The sequence below is a fragment of the Aeromonas sp. S11(2024) genome (assembly GCF_041402345.1).
In the GTDB taxonomy this organism is placed as follows: Bacteria; Pseudomonadota; Gammaproteobacteria; order Enterobacterales; family Aeromonadaceae; genus Aeromonas; species Aeromonas veronii.
Window position 1 is genome coordinate 80,248 of record NZ_JBGLRC010000007.1, and the last position, 17,670, is coordinate 97,917.

19 protein-coding genes are annotated in these 17,670 nt (G+C 55.3%); 11 read left to right on the forward strand and 8 right to left on the reverse strand.

From position 1 onward, the window contains the following. Positions 1-45: 45 nt before the first annotated feature. The 3 genes from hemF to ACB040_RS08445 all read left to right on the forward strand — a co-directional run bounded on the left by hemF (position 46) and on the right by ACB040_RS08445 (position 2,136). Positions 46-954: an oxygen-dependent coproporphyrinogen oxidase gene (hemF, locus tag ACB040_RS08435; RefSeq protein WP_042079793.1), complete on the forward strand. Its 909-nt coding sequence runs from the start codon at positions 46-48 to the stop codon at positions 952-954. A gap of 103 nt (positions 955-1,057) precedes the next feature. After that, complete coding sequence (aroE, locus tag ACB040_RS08440; protein ID WP_371154344.1) at positions 1,058-1,879, forward strand: shikimate dehydrogenase; 822 nt, start codon at positions 1,058-1,060, stop codon at positions 1,877-1,879. Beyond that, complete coding sequence (locus ACB040_RS08445; RefSeq protein ID WP_101530324.1) at positions 1,876-2,136, forward strand: DUF1488 domain-containing protein; 261 nt, start codon at positions 1,876-1,878, stop codon at positions 2,134-2,136. The genes aroE and ACB040_RS08445 overlap by 4 nt, the downstream gene beginning before the upstream one ends. 776 nt (positions 2,137-2,912) lie before the next feature. On the opposite strand, the gene yihA is transcribed toward ACB040_RS08445, so the two are convergent. Continuing rightward, entirely contained in the window at positions 2,913-3,569 is a 657-nt protein-coding gene (yihA, locus tag ACB040_RS08450; protein ID WP_026034975.1) for a ribosome biogenesis GTP-binding protein YihA/YsxC, read from the reverse strand. A 142-nt stretch (positions 3,570-3,711) separates the two neighbouring features. Here yihA and ACB040_RS08455 point away from each other — a divergent pair, with 142 nt between their 5' ends. From ACB040_RS08455 to hemN, 4 genes are all read left to right on the forward strand, one after another. Further along, on the forward strand, positions 3,712-4,329 hold the full coding sequence (locus ACB040_RS08455) for a cytochrome c (protein ID WP_005339710.1): 618 nt from the start codon (positions 3,712-3,714) through the stop codon (positions 4,327-4,329). An 837-nt stretch (positions 4,330-5,166) separates the two neighbouring features. Continuing rightward, the gene (gene yihI / locus ACB040_RS08460; protein WP_371154348.1) at positions 5,167-5,754 is read left to right on the forward strand and encodes a Der GTPase-activating protein YihI; all 588 of its coding nucleotides are present in this window, start codon (positions 5,167-5,169) and stop codon (positions 5,752-5,754) included. Positions 5,755-5,765: 11 nt separating this feature from the next. After that, positions 5,766-6,206: a DUF2489 domain-containing protein gene (locus ACB040_RS08465; protein ID WP_005339712.1), complete on the forward strand. Its 441-nt coding sequence runs from the start codon at positions 5,766-5,768 to the stop codon at positions 6,204-6,206. Positions 6,207-6,237: 31 nt separating this feature from the next. Further along, entirely contained in the window at positions 6,238-7,611 is a 1,374-nt protein-coding gene (gene hemN, locus ACB040_RS08470; RefSeq protein ID WP_371154350.1) for an oxygen-independent coproporphyrinogen III oxidase, read from the forward strand. A 737-nt stretch (positions 7,612-8,348) separates the two neighbouring features. Here hemN and ACB040_RS08475 read toward each other — a convergent pair. The 3 genes from ACB040_RS08475 to ACB040_RS08485 form a co-directional block, all read right to left on the reverse strand. Beyond that, positions 8,349-8,717 carry a hypothetical protein gene (locus ACB040_RS08475; RefSeq protein WP_005339715.1) on the reverse strand — a complete coding sequence of 123 codons (369 nt, stop codon included), beginning with the start codon at positions 8,715-8,717 and terminating at the stop codon, positions 8,349-8,351. A 1-nt stretch (position 8,718) separates the two neighbouring features. Then, a complete protein-coding gene (locus ACB040_RS08480) occupies positions 8,719-9,366 on the reverse strand; it encodes an AAA family ATPase (protein WP_005339716.1) in 648 nt (215 codons plus the stop codon). Positions 9,367-9,463: 97 nt separating this feature from the next. Further along, positions 9,464-9,640, reverse strand: a complete 177-nt coding sequence (locus ACB040_RS08485; RefSeq protein WP_005339717.1) for a hypothetical protein — start codon at positions 9,638-9,640, stop codon at positions 9,464-9,466. A 747-nt stretch (positions 9,641-10,387) separates the two neighbouring features. Between ACB040_RS08485 and arcA the strand changes: the two genes are divergently transcribed. The 4 genes from arcA (at position 10,388) to ACB040_RS08505 (ending at position 15,211) form a co-directional block, all read left to right on the forward strand. Then, a complete protein-coding gene (gene arcA, locus ACB040_RS08490) occupies positions 10,388-11,608 on the forward strand; it encodes an arginine deiminase (protein ID WP_005339718.1) in 1,221 nt (406 codons plus the stop codon). 62 nt (positions 11,609-11,670) lie between these two features. Continuing rightward, positions 11,671-12,597, forward strand: coding sequence for a carbamate kinase (gene arcC, locus ACB040_RS08495; RefSeq protein WP_005339719.1), 927 nt, complete (start codon positions 11,671-11,673; stop codon positions 12,595-12,597). A gap of 79 nt (positions 12,598-12,676) precedes the next feature. Continuing rightward, positions 12,677-13,681, forward strand: coding sequence for an ornithine carbamoyltransferase (gene argF / locus ACB040_RS08500; RefSeq protein WP_005339721.1), 1,005 nt, complete (start codon positions 12,677-12,679; stop codon positions 13,679-13,681). 123 nt (positions 13,682-13,804) lie between these two features. Beyond that, positions 13,805-15,211: a YfcC family protein gene (locus ACB040_RS08505; RefSeq protein WP_005339725.1), complete on the forward strand. Its 1,407-nt coding sequence runs from the start codon at positions 13,805-13,807 to the stop codon at positions 15,209-15,211. 132 nt (positions 15,212-15,343) lie between these two features. On the opposite strand, the gene ACB040_RS08510 is transcribed toward ACB040_RS08505, so the two are convergent. The 4 genes from ACB040_RS08510 to ACB040_RS08525 form a co-directional block, all read right to left on the reverse strand. Further along, positions 15,344-15,835, reverse strand: coding sequence for an arginine repressor (locus tag ACB040_RS08510; RefSeq protein ID WP_005339728.1), 492 nt, complete (start codon positions 15,833-15,835; stop codon positions 15,344-15,346). A gap of 200 nt (positions 15,836-16,035) precedes the next feature. Beyond that, positions 16,036-16,500, reverse strand: a complete 465-nt coding sequence (gene pyrI / locus ACB040_RS08515) for an aspartate carbamoyltransferase regulatory subunit (protein WP_236397810.1) — start codon at positions 16,498-16,500, stop codon at positions 16,036-16,038. Between the two features lie 15 nt (positions 16,501-16,515). Then, positions 16,516-17,436, reverse strand: a complete 921-nt coding sequence (gene pyrB, locus ACB040_RS08520) for an aspartate carbamoyltransferase (protein ID WP_005339735.1) — start codon at positions 17,434-17,436, stop codon at positions 16,516-16,518. Then, complete coding sequence (locus ACB040_RS08525) at positions 17,417-17,611, reverse strand: hypothetical protein (protein WP_133249581.1); 195 nt, start codon at positions 17,609-17,611, stop codon at positions 17,417-17,419. Before ACB040_RS08525 ends, pyrB begins: the two co-directional genes overlap by 20 nt. Between the last annotated feature and the right edge of the window lie 59 nt (positions 17,612-17,670).

Consider the following 17,670-nt stretch of genomic DNA (forward strand, 5'->3'; position numbering starts at 1 on the left):
TAAAAATGGACAGGGCGTTCACGATCCTGCCTGACTGGAGACAAGATGAGCAAACCGGATGTGGCCCAGGTCAAGGCCTTCCTGTTGCAGTTGCAGGACGAGATCTGCCGTGGTCTGGAGCAGGCCGATGGCAGTGGACACTTTGTGGAAGATGCCTGGAGCCGTGAAGGCGGTGGCGGTGGTCGCACCCGTGTGCTGCGCCACGGCGCGGTGATCGAGCAGGGGGGCGTCAACTTCTCCCATGTCTATGGCGATGCCATGCCTGCCTCTGCTACAGCCCATCGGCCCGAGTTGGCCGGTCGCAAGTTTGAGGCGATGGGCGTGTCGCTGGTGATCCATCCGCACAACCCCTATGTGCCTACCAGCCACGCCAACGTCCGTTTCTTCATTGCCGAGAAAGAGGGTGAAGAGCCCATTTGGTGGTTTGGCGGTGGTTTCGATTTGACGCCCTTCTACCCGTTTGCCGAAGATGTGCAGCACTGGCATCAGGTCTCCCGTGATCTCTGCCGGCCCTTTGGTGATGAGATCTACCCCGAGTTCAAATCCTGGTGCGATCGTTACTTCTTCCTCAAACACCGCAACGAGACGCGAGGGGTGGGCGGTCTCTTCTTCGACGATCTTAATCGCTGGCCTTTTGCCGACTGCTTTGCCTTTATGCAGGCGGTAGGTCGGGGATATCTTGATGCTTACCTGCCGATCATCGAACGACGCAAGGCGCTGCCCTATGGCGAGCGGGAGCGGGAGTTCCAGCTCTATCGTCGCGGCCGTTATGTGGAGTTCAATCTGGTGTATGACCGGGGCACCCTGTTCGGGTTGCAGACTGGCGGGCGTACCGAGTCGATCCTGATGTCGATGCCACCGCTGGCACGTTGGGAGTATGACTGGCAGCCGGAAGCGGGCACTCCTGAAGCCTTGCTCTACACCGACTATCTCACGCCGCGAGAGTGGCTGTGACCCGAGGGGCCTTGATGGCCCCTTTTTGCTGGCCGATATTCGGCTTGTTCCCGAGTGCGAAAACCCGTTAAATCGGAATATTGCCCTCTGATGGAACTCTTTGATGGATCGTTATCTGGTTTTTGGCCACCCGGTGCGCCACAGCAAGTCCCCCTTCATTCACACCCTGTTTGCCAGACAAACCCAGCAAGAGCTGGAGTATGGGCTGGCTGAACCCGCCGTCGACGAGTTTGCCCAAGCCCTGTGCACCTTCTTTGACCAAGGGGGCAAGGGCTGCAACATCACTGTGCCGTTCAAGGAGCAAGCATTCACTTTGGTCGATCGCTTGAGCCCGAGGGCCAAGCGGGCGGGCGCGGTCAATACCATCAAGCTGACCGATGATGGCGTGTTGCTGGGGGATAATACCGATGGCGCTGGATTGGTCGCCGATCTCAAGTCCCATGGTGTGACGCTGGCGGATAGCCGGATCCTGCTGCTGGGTGCCGGTGGCGCTGCTCGCGGTGCATTGGCGCCGCTGCTGGCTGAGTTGCCGAGCGAACTGGTGATCGCCAACCGTACCCACACAAAAGCGCAACAGTTGGCTGCCGAATTCCACGATCTGGGGCCTGTGACTGCCCAGACCTATGAGCAGTTGGCAGGGCCATTCGATCTCGTCATCAACTCTACCTCCGCCAGCCTGCAAGGAGAGCTGCCGCCGTTGGCCCCTGCCCTGATCCACACTGATATTGCCATCTACGACATGATGTATGGCGCCTCGGATACGGCGTTTATCAGTTGGGCCAAACAGCATGGGGCCCGTCAAACCATGGATGGACTCGGCATGCTGGTGGAACAGGCCGCCGAAGCGTTTACCGTGTGGCGCGGAATTCGTCCCGGGACTAAACAGGTATTGAGAGAGTTGAAGCGTAACTTGGGGGTGATATGAACCAGGGTATTCTGTTTCCTGATTTGATGGAGTGGCAGGTTGACGAACAGCGGGTGCGTTTTCCTGCCCAGCAGATGGGGGCACTGATAGATTGTTACATCAGCCAGCGGCGACTGGAGAGAATGACAGGTCTGGCGCTGACGAGAGAGGATGACATCGTCAGAGCCTTCGAAAGTGTACGTTTTGATATTGAAGATATGGCTGAAAAACTCATTGAAGAACAAGAGTTTGCTGAGGATGGCGCTATCTACCTCTGATTTTTCAAAGTTTTTTTGTTTTGTAGCGGAACTACTTTGAAATGGCGCTGACTAACTAGATAGTTGAGGAAGTGCTAGCTAGTCACCTTTATAACTCCCCGGTATTCGTACTGGGGATTTTTTTATCTGCATGAAAGTAAAAGGTTTTTTCTTAACCTGTAAGTTGTGAAACTAAATTACATAAATTACTTTCACTTTCTGCTGCTTTGCTGTACAGTTGTCTGCGTAGGGTACAGAGGTAAGATGTTCTATCTTTCAGACCTTTTATTTCACGTAATTGAATGTGGCTGAATAGCTGCCCCGATGAGGTTCTCGTCGGGGTGTTTTTTTATGCGCATCATTTAGAGTAAATGCTTTAAATTGGCGATACATTTGATAGAATGAGGCTGCTTCTTGAGGAATACCTGTCGTCTGGTACTCAAGATTCAGCTTCTTCCCAATTTTTTGAACTTATTATTTCAGGCTGGATGGCATCACTGTCGTCCGGCCTCATTTTTATCCCTTTCGGTTAAGGCTTGTAATTAAATTTCATTTTTGTCTCATTTTGTAATTCTTGTTCGTTTTGAAAGAACGAATTTGAAAACGTTATCAACGCCTACTTAAGTTAATTATTTTTGTGAATTAACTGCCTATCTATATGAACTGTAAGCAGTATTGGATATAGCAGGGGAGGCGAATGCGGGGTATTTGTCGTGAGGCAGGTGAAAGCGGCAATCTGAAACCCTTTCAATCAGCGGAGGAGTGCTCCGCCAATTGCAAGGAGAGCGAGGAGTAGATTACTCCTCGGCAGGTTGCTGTTCATCAGCGTCCAGCAGGTCGGTATCGTCACCACTGACGTACCATTCGGTCAGGGTTTGCGCCAGCTTCTCCACACCGATATTGGTGAGGGAGGAGAACGCTTCGACCTGGATCTGGGAACCAAGGTTGGCAACGGCCTGGCGCACCTTGATCACCTGGTTGTTGCGCGGGCCGGGGCTCAGTTTGTCAGCCTTGGTCAGCAGCAGCATGACGGGCAACTGACGGTGCGAGCTCCACTCCAGCATGTTCATGTCGGTATCTTTGAGCGGGTGGCGGATGTCCATCAGGATCACCAGACCTTTCAATGACTCACGGCGCTGCAGATACTCTGCCAGTGACTTTTGCCACTTGAGCTTCATTTCCAGCGGAACTTGCGCATAACCATAACCCGGCAAGTCGACCAGACGCTTGCCCGGTTCCAGCTCAAACAGGTTGATCAGCTGGGTACGACCAGGTGTCTTACTGGTGCGCGCCAGGTTCTTGTGTTTGGTTAATGTGTTCAATGCAGATGACTTACCGGCGTTGGAACGGCCGGCAAACGCGATCTCGACACCCCCATCATTTGGCAGGTGACGGATGTCGGGTGCGCTGGTCACAAAATGCACCTTATTGAAATTCAGAGTTTGTGTATCCAACGTAAATTCCCCATGGAGATAGAGGGTTATAGAGTTACTTTTTTGTAAAATGGTGTAAAATAGCGTCGCTTAAACGCGTTTATTTTAACATGCCTTCAGCGGCATGGGATCTGGAAGCCTAATAACGAAAAGTTGGAACGCCATGAAGAACCTAGTCATTACTCTTGCTCTGATGGTTGGCGTAACGGGGATGGCACAAGCCAAGGGCGATGCCGCTGCGGGACAGACCAAGGCTGCCGTTTGTGCGGCTTGTCATGGACCGGACGGAAACAGCCTGGTTGATATGTACCCCAAAATTGCTGGTCAGCACGCATCATATATCAAAAAGCAGTTAGTTGAACTGAAGGCTGCCGCTTCTGGTCAAATTGGCCGGGTTGCGCCAGTGATGGGGCCGATGGCGTTACCTTTGTCGGAACAGGACATGGATGACCTGGCGGCTTATTTCTCCAGCCTGAAGGTTACCCCTATCGCAGTCCCTGACGACGTGGTCGAAGCCGGCAAGGCACTCTATATGGGTGGTGACATGAGTCGCGGTCTGGCAGCTTGTACGGCTTGCCATGGTCCCCGTGGCTCGGGTGTCGAACAGGCGAAGTATCCCAACCTGTCCGGCCAGCATCCTGCCTATATCAAGGCTCAGCTCACCGCATTCCGTGCCGGCACGCGTGACAACGATCCGAATGGCATGATGCGGGATGTTGCCAAGAAACTGACTGATCAGGATATCGAAGCCCTCTCCAAATATGTGGCGGGTCTGCACTGATATAGTCGATACGGTCGATTTGAGTTGAAACGGGGAGCTTGGGCTCCCCGTTGTTTTATGGCTTTCAGATAATTCTCGGTTTAATCCCCCCGTTCTGTAAGAGATCTCCCATTCTCAAGGCAGGCCAAGGCTCATAAAATTGCATAAAATATTAAATAATCATTATTTATCAATGAATTATATAAATATTGATATTTTTCGACATGTTGAGAATGTTTTGAGTGGATTGAGCCGCTTTATAGAGTTGGTACAGTAGGCTTAATGGATTCACCCACGGATTGGGTGGCGGTTTCACGACAGGGTGTTGTGAGCAGAGGATGGCTAGCGTGGCGGGATGCCATGGGCTCGGATGAGCTGGCAAAGGATTGAAGGATCAGGATGGTGACCATCTCCGGAGCGGGATGGGGTTGCGGGATGCAGACTCCCCGGCACGATGGCAGGATGCGGTCGAGACGGGTCAAACAGGCACACGCACATTCAGGAACGACCAATATAAGGTCAGGATGACCACACAACGATATGATGCGGCGACAAGTTGTCACGGAGAGGACGAAACAGATTGTTTTGCCATTCAGGATGGCGCACGCATGAACATATCAAGGCAGCTTCGGCTGCCTTTTTTCTTTTGGGTCATTAACCCGATCAGCCATTCTGTGTCAAAATACCTGCAACATGCCCAGAGGATACCGATCCTGCGGTGTTCAGTGGCCTGATTGGGCCTGATTGGTGCGGGATCCTGCTCTTGTTCCAGCCTTACTGTTCCTCGCATCGTATCCCACCGGGTGAGATCATCCCGGGTACGGGTCAAACCAGTTTTTTTTTCGGAGTTAGCCATTCATGTCTGCCAAACAACCCACTCGCAAGCCTACTGGCAAGCGCAAAGAATCTGATGTCAGTGCTCAGGAAGGCCGTGAGCGTAAACGGGCTGCCAAGCGCAAGGGCCTGAAGGCTGGTTCTCGTCAGCAAGTTGAACAGCCGAAGAACAAGTCTGGCAACAGCCAGTCCAAAGATCCGCGTATCGGTTCCCGCAAGCCGGTAGTTCTGGTGGTGGATGACAAACAGAAGAAGCCGGCAGCACCCAAGGCGGTGAAAGAGAAGAAGCTGGTGATGACGCCCGAGCAGGAGCTGGCTTCCATCGAAAACGATGACCGCTTGAATGATCTGCTGGATCGTCTTGATGCCGGCGAAACCCTGGAAGCGGTCGAGCAGGCCTGGGTTGATCAGCGTGTCGACCGTTATCAGGAGCTGATGGATGAGCTGGGCATCATCGACAACGACGATGATGAAGATGATGAGCTGCCGTTTGATGATGGCGATGACGCCGAGTTCGACGAGCAGAAACCGGCCTCCGAAGAGGAGTTGTGGGACCGTTTCAACCAGGTCGATTTCAAGCCGGAACCCAAGCCTGAGCCGAAGAAAAAGTGATGAGTGGATGGATGCTGGCCGCCCTGTTGGGCGGCCTGATTTTGTCAGGATTGGCCATCTATGCAGGCATGCTGCTGGCCAGGCTGAGACGACAGCAAGCGATGCAGTGGCAGGCGATCACCGCTCGCAATGAACGAATTCTGGAGAGCGTGCGGGTCATTGCTCATGCGGTGCAGGAGGGGCAGTGTGATTACTCCGAAGGCGCTATTCGGCTGACCAATCTGCTGGATGCGTTGCAGATCAAGGGGGGGCGAGCATTCGTTGCCGAGTTCCCGGGTCTGTACGGGCTGTATGAGAAGGTGAAAGATATGCCGACTCATGAGGCCAGACGTGCCCTCAAGCGCAATGAAGTGATGAAGATGGATCTCGAACGCAGCGGCTACGAGGCCGAGCTGGAGGCCCAGATCCTCAAGGATGTGGCCCAGCTGAAGGATTTTCAGTTAGGTCGGTGAGCCAACAATAACAACAAGAGAGGAAGCGAGCGTGCAAGCAGAACAGATTGTGTGGGATCAGGCCCTGATCGAAAAATATAACTACAGTGGCCCGCGATACACCTCTTATCCCACTGCGCTGGAGTTCAACGAGAGCTTCGGCTATCCGGATTTTGTCCGCGCTGCCGGCCAGTATCCCGAGCGCAATCTGTCGCTCTACGTGCACATCCCTTTCTGTCACAAGCTCTGCTACTACTGCGGCTGCAACAAGGTCATTACCCGCCATCAGCACAAGGCTGACGAGTATCTCGACTACCTGGAGCGGGAGATCAAGGCGCAAGCCCCGCTCTTCAAGCACCGTCTGGTCACCCAGCTGCACTGGGGTGGCGGTACACCCACCTATCTGGATGAAGCGCAAACGCGCCGTCTGATGGCCATGCTGCGTGAGCACTTCCATTTCGCCGAAGAGGGGGAGTTCAGCATCGAGGTCGATCCGCGCGAGATTGCCATTACCATGCTGGATGTGCTGCGAGACGTCGGCTTCAACCGCATCAGCCTTGGGGTGCAGGACTTCAACAAGGATGTGCAGGTTGCGGTCAACCGCGAGCAGGACAACGACTTTATTAAAGCCATGTTGGAACGGGCCCGTGAACTAGGCTTCCGCTCGACCAACCTCGACCTTATCTATGGCCTGCCGTATCAGGAGCGTGCCAGTTTCCACCATACGCTGGAAGAGGTGCTCAAGACGGATCCGGCGCGCCTCTCCATCTTCAACTATGCCCATCTGCCGAGTCGCTTTGCCGCCCAGCGCAAGCTGAAAGAAGACGACATGCCTGCTCCGCAGGAGAAGCTGGCCATGCTGCAGGACACCATTGCCTTCCTCACTGGCCAGGGTTATCAGTTCATCGGTATGGACCATTTTGCCAAACCCGATGACGAGCTGGCGGTCGCGCAGCGCGAGGGTAAGCTGCACCGCAACTTCCAGGGCTATACCACCCAGGGAGATTGTGATCTGCTGGGGCTGGGGGTTTCCTCCATCAGCATGATCGGTGATGCCTATTCCCAGAACCAGAAAGAGCTCAAGGCGTATTACGCACAGGTTGCAGAGCTGGGTCATGCCCAGTGGAAAGGCTGCTCGCTCAATCAGGATGACCTGATCCGCCGTGAGGTGATCAAGCGGCTTATCTGTGATTTCCGTCTGAACTTTGCGTCTGTCGAGCAGGCGCATGGTCTCAATTTCAGAGAATATTTTGCCGACGATCTCAAGCTGCTGCAGACCTTCATCAACGATGGATTGGTGCGTATGACGGAGGATGGTCTGGAGGTCTCCTCCACGGGGCAGCTGCTGATCCGCAATATCTGCATGTGCTTCGACGTGTACCTGCGCAACAAGGCGCGTCAGCAGCAGTTCTCTCGCGTGATATAAGCTTGTTTGCCGATTAGAAAACAGAAAAGGGCGCCATCGTGGCGCCCCTTTCATATGTATTTTTGCTTAAGCAGCGGGTCGGGAAGGTTCTGGTAAGAAGTCTCTGCGCTGAGGCAAGCAATTGAGAGCCAAGCAAGGGGACGGTGAAATGCAGATAAAAAGATGGGGGCGACTTGCGTCGCCCCCGGTAGTCGTATCGCTCAGATCCTTGAACGAAGTTGCTCCCTGCAATCCCTGACTGTTTACCTCTTCCTTTAGGTTTCCCCTTCCCAATCCTTTGGGGTGTCCTTTAGCCATCTTGGCCTGACGAGTCATCCTGTCCCGTCGCACTTTCTCCGTCCTGGGAGGTGTCCTTTACCACATCCTGTGGTGAGTCCATTTGCCCAACCCTGGCAGCCCGTCTTCCTGACCGACTTAATTGCGTCCGTGCATGAGTAACTATAAGGATTTTCTAACCGGCTACAACGCCAGATTGGAAAACGTTTTTGTTATTAGCTATTTCGAAAGTGATGAGTTTCAATTTTTTCATTTATAAACAGCTTGTTAAGTTAATCGTCTTCATATTTTAAGATCTTATCTTCCGATTATTTCGGGGATCTTTTCGGCTGTTGGCTTACATATGGAATGGCAGATCTCTTACAGCGCGTTTTGGTTGCTTCAGAAACAGATGTTGCAGTCTGATGATGGTCATTCGGGGTGAGTTGGCGAGGCACACAAAGAGCGGTTGAATGGAGAAATTATGAGCGCTGGTTGAGCCGCTCATAGATGGTCTGGCGCTCTTCCGGGGTGAGCGAAGAGAAGTAGTGGGTAAAAAGGCGCAGCAACAGGGACTTGTTCATGCCGTCTTGCTGGGTCAGGTTACCCAGCTCGTCGATGGCCACCGTGCTCATGGAGAAGGTGGCTTTTTTGTAGCTGGGTTTCAGGTGCTCGCCACTCTCGATAAAGGCCAGCGCCGACAACGCCTCGTCACGGTGCAGGCCCAGTTCGAGGCTGACCACCTTGGGTTTGCCCTTGGCGTAGAACTCCGCATCTTCGATAAATTCGTCGACGGTGAACTTCTTCTGGTGATGCAACTGGTGCTTTTTCTTCAGATCGGCCAGACCCATTTCACACCCCCACTTGCAGGAACTCTTTGGCGATGGCCCGGATCTCTTCGGCGGATTTGCCATCCGGCTCGATCTCCATCACCGACAGTCCCTTCTCTTCGCTGTCGTCATAGACGTTGCGGCCATAGGTGATGGCGTTCAGGACGTCGACACCGAACGAGGAGCAAACCTCTTTCGCTTCGAGAATGCGTTTTACCTGATTGGGCAGGGCGGGGCACTGGGTCAGCACTACGGCTGCATTGAGGGTCGGGTTGACCATCTTGCAGGTGGTGATGAGATCTTCCATGTGGGGCAGGGTCTTGAGGTCGCGGCGTTTCGGGCGCAAGGGGATAAGGGCGTGGGTGGCGACAGCCATGGTGGAGCGCAGCGCCCGGTTGTCTTGCCCGCCGCAATCGACGATGACGTAGTCGTAGCGGTTTTTCAGGCTGAGCAGGTCGTTGCGAATATTGCCATAGAGCTGTACGCAGTTGATTTGTGGCAGCTCCGGGTTGTCATTGCGCTCCTGAATCCAGTCAGAGGTGGTGCGCTGCGGGTCGCAGTCGACCAGTAACACCTCCCCCTGAAATTGGGATCTGAGGTAGACCGCCAGATTTTGTGCCAGGCAGCTCTTGCCACTCCCCCCCTTCTCTCCACCGACCAACAAGATCATGACGTTCCCCTATCCATGAGAAAACCGCTGATTTCAGTATAGGAGGGGCCTGCCTCATCACAAGGCGAGAGGAGTGATGCTCCTCTCGTTGTTTCGACTAGTAATGAACGCTGCCTCCCTGCCAGCGGCAGACATAGTCAGGTACCAACATCTGGGGGGCCTTGTCGACATGGCATACCACCATGGGCATGGCAGGGGCTCCTTCAGCCTGGCTGAGGGTGGGGAGCGCAGAGAGCAGCAAAGTCGCGAGCAACAGCATGGGTTTCATCTTCATAACAACTCCTTGGTAGTGCCATTCCTGTGTGATCTGGATCACTTTCTGAGTTAAGTCGAGGTTGGCGCCAGTGCAAGGTGAGACGAATAAATTCAATTAATGAAAAAAGTATCAAAAGGCGTTGTGGTGACCGACGAGGATGGCTGCCCACCTTGATGCGGACTTTGTGCATATTAAGTTGAACCGCACAAAGAGGTGGTGACTGATGAGGCCTGGCCTGATGGGGTTGGCATCAATGCCATGATCTGGAACAAGAAAAGATTTATGCAGTGAATGTGGTCGATGTGAGTATTTATTTCTCCCGCATTCCTCCCGTCACGGCGATGTATTCAATACCTAGGGAGTAATATTCAAATTATATTTGTGATCTTTCTTATTGTAATGATTTTTAACGGTTTTTGTTATTTGCATTTAATCGTCCCAGTGAACTGGCATGAATAAAAAATGAATCAACCTGAAATATAGCGGGGTGGTTTTGCATGGTTATTCGGTGAGCTTTGTGTGGAAAATGCGCAATTTGCTACCGGGGTCATAGATTGGACGGTGAATATATTCAGTTCTGAGTGAATGTGATCAATGTCTAAGTTTGTCGTGATTCGCAGGGCTAACCTCGGTCTCGAAAGGCAAGGGCAGGATAGAACATAAGCCGATTACCCTACATAAAGAATATCCCGCCTTAGCCACGAGCATGAATAGAAGGAATCTATTCAATCACTCGCAGGGACCACTGCTAGACGGAATATAATCATGAGCAAATTTTATGTAGGTTCTGAAGTTGGCCAATTGCGCCGTGTCATGTTGCACCGCCCCAACCTCAGTCTGAAGCGTCTGACTCCTTCCAACTGCCAGGATCTGCTGTTCGATGACGTCCTGTCTGTTGAACGCGCCGGTCAGGAGCACGACAAATTCGCTCAGGTACTGCGCGATCAGAATGTCGAAGTTTTCCTGCTGACCAATCTGCTGGCCGAAACCCTGGATGTGCCGGAAGCCAAAACCTGGCTGTTGCAACATCAGGTCTCCGACTATCGCCTCGGCTCTTCTTTTGCCAACGACGTGCGCTGCTTCCTGGCTGACATGCCGCACCGCGAACTGGCCCGCATTCTCTCCGGCGGCCTGACTTACTCCGAGATGCCCTACAGCGGTGTCAACATGGTAGTGGGCATGCACGCTCCGACCGATTTCATCATTGAGCCGCTGCCCAACCACCTCTTTACCCGTGACACCTCCTGCTGGGTTTATGGCGGCGTCTCCATCAACCCGATGGCCAAGCCGGCTCGTCGCCGCGAAACCAACCATGTGAAGGCCATCTACCGCTGGCACCCGATGTTTGCCGGCCAGGACTTCATCAAGTACTTCGGTGACGAGGAGCGTGACTACGACAACTCCACTATCGAAGGTGGCGACGTACTGGTTATCGGCCGCGGTGCCGTGCTGATCGGCATGTCCGAGCGCACCACCCCGCAAGGTGTCGAGCACCTGGCTCGCAGCCTGTTCAAACACGGTCAGGCTAAACAGGTCATCGCCATGGAGCTGCCGAAACACCGCAGCTGCATGCACCTGGATACCGTCATGACCCACATGGATATCGACACCTTCTCCGTCTATCCGGAAGTGATCCGCAAGGACGTGCAGTGCTGGAGCCTGACTCCGGGCGGCGCGACCGGCATGAACATCAAGGAAGAGGGTTACTTCGTCACCGCTATCGAGAAAGCACTGGGCGTGGATCAGCTGAAGATCATCACCACTGGCGGTGACAGCTTCGAAGCCGAACGTGAGCAGTGGAACGACGCCAACAACGTACTGACCGTACGTCCCGGCGTGGTGGTGGGTTACGAGCGCAATACCTACACCAACGAGAAATACGACAAGGCCGGCATCACAGTTCTCTCCATCCCGGGTGATGAACTGGGCCGTGGCCGCGGCGGAGCCCGCTGCATGAGCTGCCCGATGGAACGCGACAGCATCTGATGAGACGGCGTGGCGCCGGCAGAAGCTGGCGCCACACAGAACCAAACTCGAGATTAACCACTATGAAAAAACCAACTGTCGTCGTCGCTCTGGGTGGCAATGCTCTGCTCCGTCGTGGTGAGCCACTGGAAGCGGATATCCAGCGCAAGAATATTGCAACTGCCGCCAAGACCATCGCCCTGATCGCTCAGGAGTACAACGTGGTGCTGGTGCATGGCAACGGCCCGCAAGTCGGCCTGCTGGCCCTGCAGAACAGCGCCTACACCAAGGTATCCCCCTATCCGCTGGATGTGCTGGGTGCCGAGTCCCAGGGCATGATCGGCTACATGCTGATCCAGGAGCTGAAAAACCTGATGCCGAGCCGCAACGTCACCGCGCTGCTGACTCAGGTGCAGGTCGATCCCAAGGATCCGGCATTCGCCAACCCGACCAAATTTATCGGCCCCGTCTACGAAGAGGCTGAAGCCCGCACCCTGGCAGAAGAGAAGCACTGGGTGGTCAAGGCTGACGGCAAGTTCTTCCGCCGCGTAGTGCCATCCCCGCTGCCCCAGCGCATCGTCGAAGGCGACGCCATCGAAACCCTGATTGCCCAGGGCCACCTCATCATCTGTACCGGTGGTGGCGGCATCCCTGTGACTTGGGATGGCCAGAGCCTGACTGGTATCGAAGCGGTGATCGACAAGGACATGTCTGCCGCCTATCTGGCCAAGCAGATCAAGGCCGACGCCCTGCTGATCCTGACCGATGCTGATGCCGTCTATCTGGATTGGGGCAAACCGACCCAGCGTCCGCTGCGAGTCACCAGCCCGGACGAGCTGGCCGGGGTCAAGTTCGATGCAGGTTCCATGGGACCGAAAGTCGAAGCCTCCTGTGAATTTGTCAAAGCGACCGGCGGCATGGTTGGCATCGGCTCGCTGGAAGATGGCCTCGCCATCCTCAAGGGTGAAGCCGGCACCAATATCGTCGCCACCCGCACCGTACATGCGTAATTACCGATATCTGTACTGAGAATGCGTAGTCAACACTACTGCCCGAACTGGTCTGAAACATATATAGAGAGAACTCATCATGGCTTTTAATCTGCGTAACCGTAACTTCCTGAAACTGCTGGACTTCACCCCGCGCGAAATCCAATACATGATCGACCTGGCCATTGACCTGAAGAAAGCCAAATACGGTGGCTACGAGCGCAAGCATCTGGTCGGCAAGAACATCGCCCTGATTTTCGAGAAGACCTCCACCCGTACCCGTTGTGCATTTGAAGTGGCGGCCTTCGACCAGGGCGCTCAGGTCTCCTACCTTGGCCCAAGCGGTTCCCAAATCGGTCACAAGGAGTCCATGAAGGACACCGCCCGGGTACTGGGTCGCATGTATGACGGTATCGAATACCGCGGCTACGGTCAGGAGATCGTGGAAGAGCTGGGCGCCTACGCCGGAGTCCCGGTCTGGAACGGCCTGACCAACGAATTCCACCCGACCCAGATCCTGGCCGACTTCATGACCATGCTGGAGCACGGCAAGGGCAAGCGTCTGGATCAAATCAAGTTCGCCTACCTGGGTGATGCCCGCAACAACATGGGTAACTCCCTGATGGTCGGCGCCGCCAAAATGGGCATGGACATCCGTCTGGTCGCGCCGAAAGCCTTCTGGCCGGAAGAGGAGCTGGTTGCCAAGTGCCGCCTGATCGCCGAAGAGACCGGCGCACGCATCACCCTGACCGAAGATGTGAAAGAGGGTGTGCTGGGTGCGGACTTCCTCTACACCGACGTCTGGGTATCCATGGGTGAAGCGAAAGAAGCATGGGATCAGCGCGTCAAACTGATGACCCCGTATCAGGTCAACATGGATGTCATCAACGCCACCAAGAACCCGGATGTGAAGTTCATGCACTGCCTGCCGGCGTTCCACAACGACGAGACCACCATGGGCAAGGAAGTGGCTGACAAATATGGCATGAAAGGCCTGGAAGTGACCGAGGACGTGTTCGAATCCGAGCACAGCATCGTGTTCGACGAGGCCGAAAACCGGATGCACACCATCAAGGCAGTGATGGTTGCTACGCTGGGCGACTAAGGTCGCAGTAGTGGTGCCGGGGGGCGACCCCCGGCTTTTCGACCATGTGACAGCGGCATAATACCTCTAACCCTACAACCCGCAGCCTGCATGGATACCACACCCACAGAAGGAAGCTGGACCATGACCAAATTCAAGTTCCCGTCAGCCTACACGATACTGTTTGTGCTGATCGCCCTGGTGGCCGCCCTGAGCTGGATAGTGCCGGCCGGCAAATATGAGATGACCATGAACGAAGCCCTCGGCAAAGAAGTGCCGGTGGCGGGTACCTACAAACTGGTGGAGGGGAATCCCCAGGGGATCGTCGACGTGCTGCTGGCACCTATCGATGGCCTCTATAACCACGACACCTATGAGGCAGGCGCCATCGACGTCTCCCTCTTTATCCTGATCATCGGTGGTTTTCTTGGCATAGTGACCAAGACAGGTGCCATCGATGCCGGTATCGAACGTGTGACCGACCGTCTGCGTGGCCGTGAAGAGTGGATGATCCCGATCCTGATGGCGCTGTTCGCCGCAGGCGGCACCATCTACGGCATGGCCGAAGAGTCGCTGCCGTTCTACACCTTGCTGGTGCCAGTGATGATGGCCGCACGCTTCGACCCTGTGGTGGCTGCTGCAACCGTATTGCTGGGTGCCGGTATCGGTACTCTCGGTTCCACCATCAACCCGTTTGCGACCGTTATTGCGGCCAACGCGGCCGGTATCTCCTTCACCGACGGTATCTGGCTGCGCGTCGCCATGCTGGTCGCCGGTTGGCTGCTCTGCGTTGCCTACGTCATGCGTTACGCCAAGATGGTGCGCAGCGATCCGAGCAAATCTCTGGTGGCTGACAAGTGGGAAGAGAACCGTGCCCACTTCCTTGGCAACAAGAGTGACCAGATGCTGGAGTTCACCCTGACCCGTAAAATCGTGCTGGGTATCTTCGTCGCTGCCTTCGCCGTGATGATCTACGGTGTGGCCGTGCTGGGCTGGTGGATGGCGCAGATCTCCGGCGTGTTCCTGGCTGCCGCCATCATCGTTGGTCTTATCTCCCGCATGAGCGAGGAGGAGCTGACCTCCAACTTTATCGACGGTGCCCGTGACCTGCTGGGGGTGGCGCTGATCATCGGTATCGCCCGCGGTATCGTGGTGGTGATGGATAACGGCATGATCACTCACACCATTTTGCACAGTGCAGAAGGGATCGTGACCGGCCTCTCCACTATCGTCTTTATCAACGTGATGTTCGTGCTGGAAGTGGTGCTCTCCTTCCTGGTGCCGTCCTCCTCCGGTCTGGCCGTACTGACCATGCCGATCATGGCGCCGCTGGCCGACTTCGCCAACGTGGGCCGCGATCTGGTGGTGACTGCTTACCAGTCAGCCTCCGGTCTGGTGAACCTGGTGACCCCGACCTCCGCCGTGGTCATGGGCGGCCTGGCCATCGCCAAGGTGCCTTATGTGCGCTGGCTGAAGTGGGTGGCTCCGTTGCTCGGTATCCTGACCGTGCTGATCGTGGTCTGCCTGAGTCTGGGCGCCGTGCTCTCCTGAGGGATAACAAGCAAGATGAAACGGGAGCCTGCGGGCTCCCGTTTTTTATGGGCGCAAGAAGTGATGGATACAAAGTAGCAGGCAACAAAAAGGCGACCCACGGGTCGCCTCGATGTATTTAGGTGAAATGGCTTAGCGGGCCTGCGCCAGCGTGCGCACCACGGCGGCATGGGCCTGTCGGGTGCGGCTGATATGGCGTGGCGCGACCAGTACCACGTCATTGCCCGCGACGGCGCCCATGATTTCGGGATTGGCGTTGCGATCCAGCAGGCGAGCCACCACGGTGGCGGCTCCCGGAGTGGTGTGGATCAGCACCATCTGCTGGTTGTGTACCACTTCGCGCACCATGTCGTGGATCGAGCGGGTGCTACCGGCGGGCTCCAGCTGCTCGTCGACCAGGGTGTAGACCTTCTTGCCGTTGGCATTCTGTGCCTTGGCAACGCCGAGGCGGCGCAGCAGGCGGGAGATGGTGGACTGGCTGATGTCAGCAAAGCCGCGCTCTGACAGTTCGCGGCGGATCTCTTCCTGGGTGCTGTAGCAGTGCTGACCGATGATCTGGCGACAGGCATCCAGCTGGGCCAGATCGGGCTCTTGGGCAACGGGACGACTGAGGGTTTTGACCACGGCGAATTCCTTTGATGATGACCGGAGGTAAGCGCGCGATATCTGCCATAGCAGTCAGTTATCAGCCAAAAACACTGATAATCCATCTATATGCAGGGAATGAGCGGGCATTACCATCTTGCGATGGCAAATTATAGCTGACTGGAAATTCGGTGATGTGACAGGGTTCAAAAATGGGCCCAGCGGGGCCCAATCAGATATCAGTAACGCTCGCTGACGATGTCCTGAGTGAAGGACTTCTCGCAATATTTGCACTTCATCCGTACCACGCCTTTCACTTCGCGCACCCGGAAGTAGCTGTCTACCGGCTCGTTGTGGGAGATGCAGTTGGAGTTGGGGCAGTGGAACACCCCGGCGATGAACTCCGGCAGCTCCAGCTGGTGCTTCTTCACCACATTGAAGTCTTCGATGATGTTGACGGTCGCTTTCGGGGCGAACAGCGCCAGCTGGTTGGCCTGTTGCTCGGTCAGGCGGGTGTTCTCAATCTTGATGAGATCCTTCTTGCCCAGCGCGCCGGATTTCAGGTTGAAGCCGACGGTGATCCGCTCCAGGGTTTCAACCAGCTGGAACAGCTTGAGGATCTTGATGCCCTGGCCAGCGGGGATGTGATCGATGACGGAGCCGTGACGGATGGCTTCGACTTGCAGTTGGTTCTTGTCAGACATGATATTCCCCTAAGCTCAGACAGTTTCGTTCAGTACCAGTGCCAGCAGCGCCTGGCGTGCATAGACCCCGTTCTCCGCCTGCTGGAAGTAGCAAGCGTGGGGAGTCTTGTCGACCGCCACATCGATCTCGTCGACGCGGGGCAGGGGATGCAGGATCTTCATGGTGGGCTTGGCCCCTTCCAGAGTCGCCAGCTCCAGAATGAACTTGGCGGCCATGTGCTTGTATTCGGTCTCGTCGAAGCGCTCTTTCTGGACGCGGGTCATGTAGAGAATGTCCAGCTCCGGCATCACCTCTTCCATGGTCTGGTGGACGCTGAACTGGATGCCCTTCTCTTCCAGCTCTTCGCAGATGTAGTCCGGCATCGCCAGCGCTTCCGGGGAGATGAAGAAGAAGCGGCAGTTGAACAGGCTGAGGGCCTGGGCCAGCGAGTGCACGGTGCGGCCATATTTCAGGTCACCGACGAAGGCAACGTTGAGGTTGTCCAGACGGCCCTGGGTCTCATGGATGGTGAACAGGTCGAGCAGGGTCTGGCTCGGATGCTGGTTGGAGCCGTCGCCGCCGTTGATGACCGGCACGCGGGAGAACTCGGAGGCCAGACGGGCCGCACCCTCTTTCGGGTGGCGCATCACCACCGCATCCGAGTAGGAGCCGATGATCTTGATGGAGTCAGCCAGCGTCTCGCCCTTCTTGGCGCTGGTGTTGCCACCGTCGGCGAAGCCGATGATGTTGCCGCCAAGTCGCTGTACCGCGGTCTCGAACGAGAGGCGGGTGCGGGTGGAGGCTTCGAAGAAGCAGCTGGCAACCAGCTTGTCTTTCAACAGGCTGGTGTCAGGTTCAGCCTTCAACCGTTGTGCGGTTGAGACTACCAGTTCCATTTCTGACCGGGTCAGGTCCGAAATGGAGATGACATGTTTCTTATAGAGTGGATTGGTCATCGTCTGCATTCCCTTTGACATCATTGGAGGTTTTTCGGGCACAAAAAAAAGCCCCTGAAACAGGGGCTTTTTTTAAAAATAACTGGGGATCTTTGGGGTGGGAACCGGAAACAACGGGGCCGCTCTGGTGCGCACCACCCGTCTGCAAGGCTGTTTTCTGAATCAAAAACTGCATCGTTTCGTCCCGACCTTTTTCAAAACCGGACAGATTATAGGGCCGCTTTTTTAATTGTC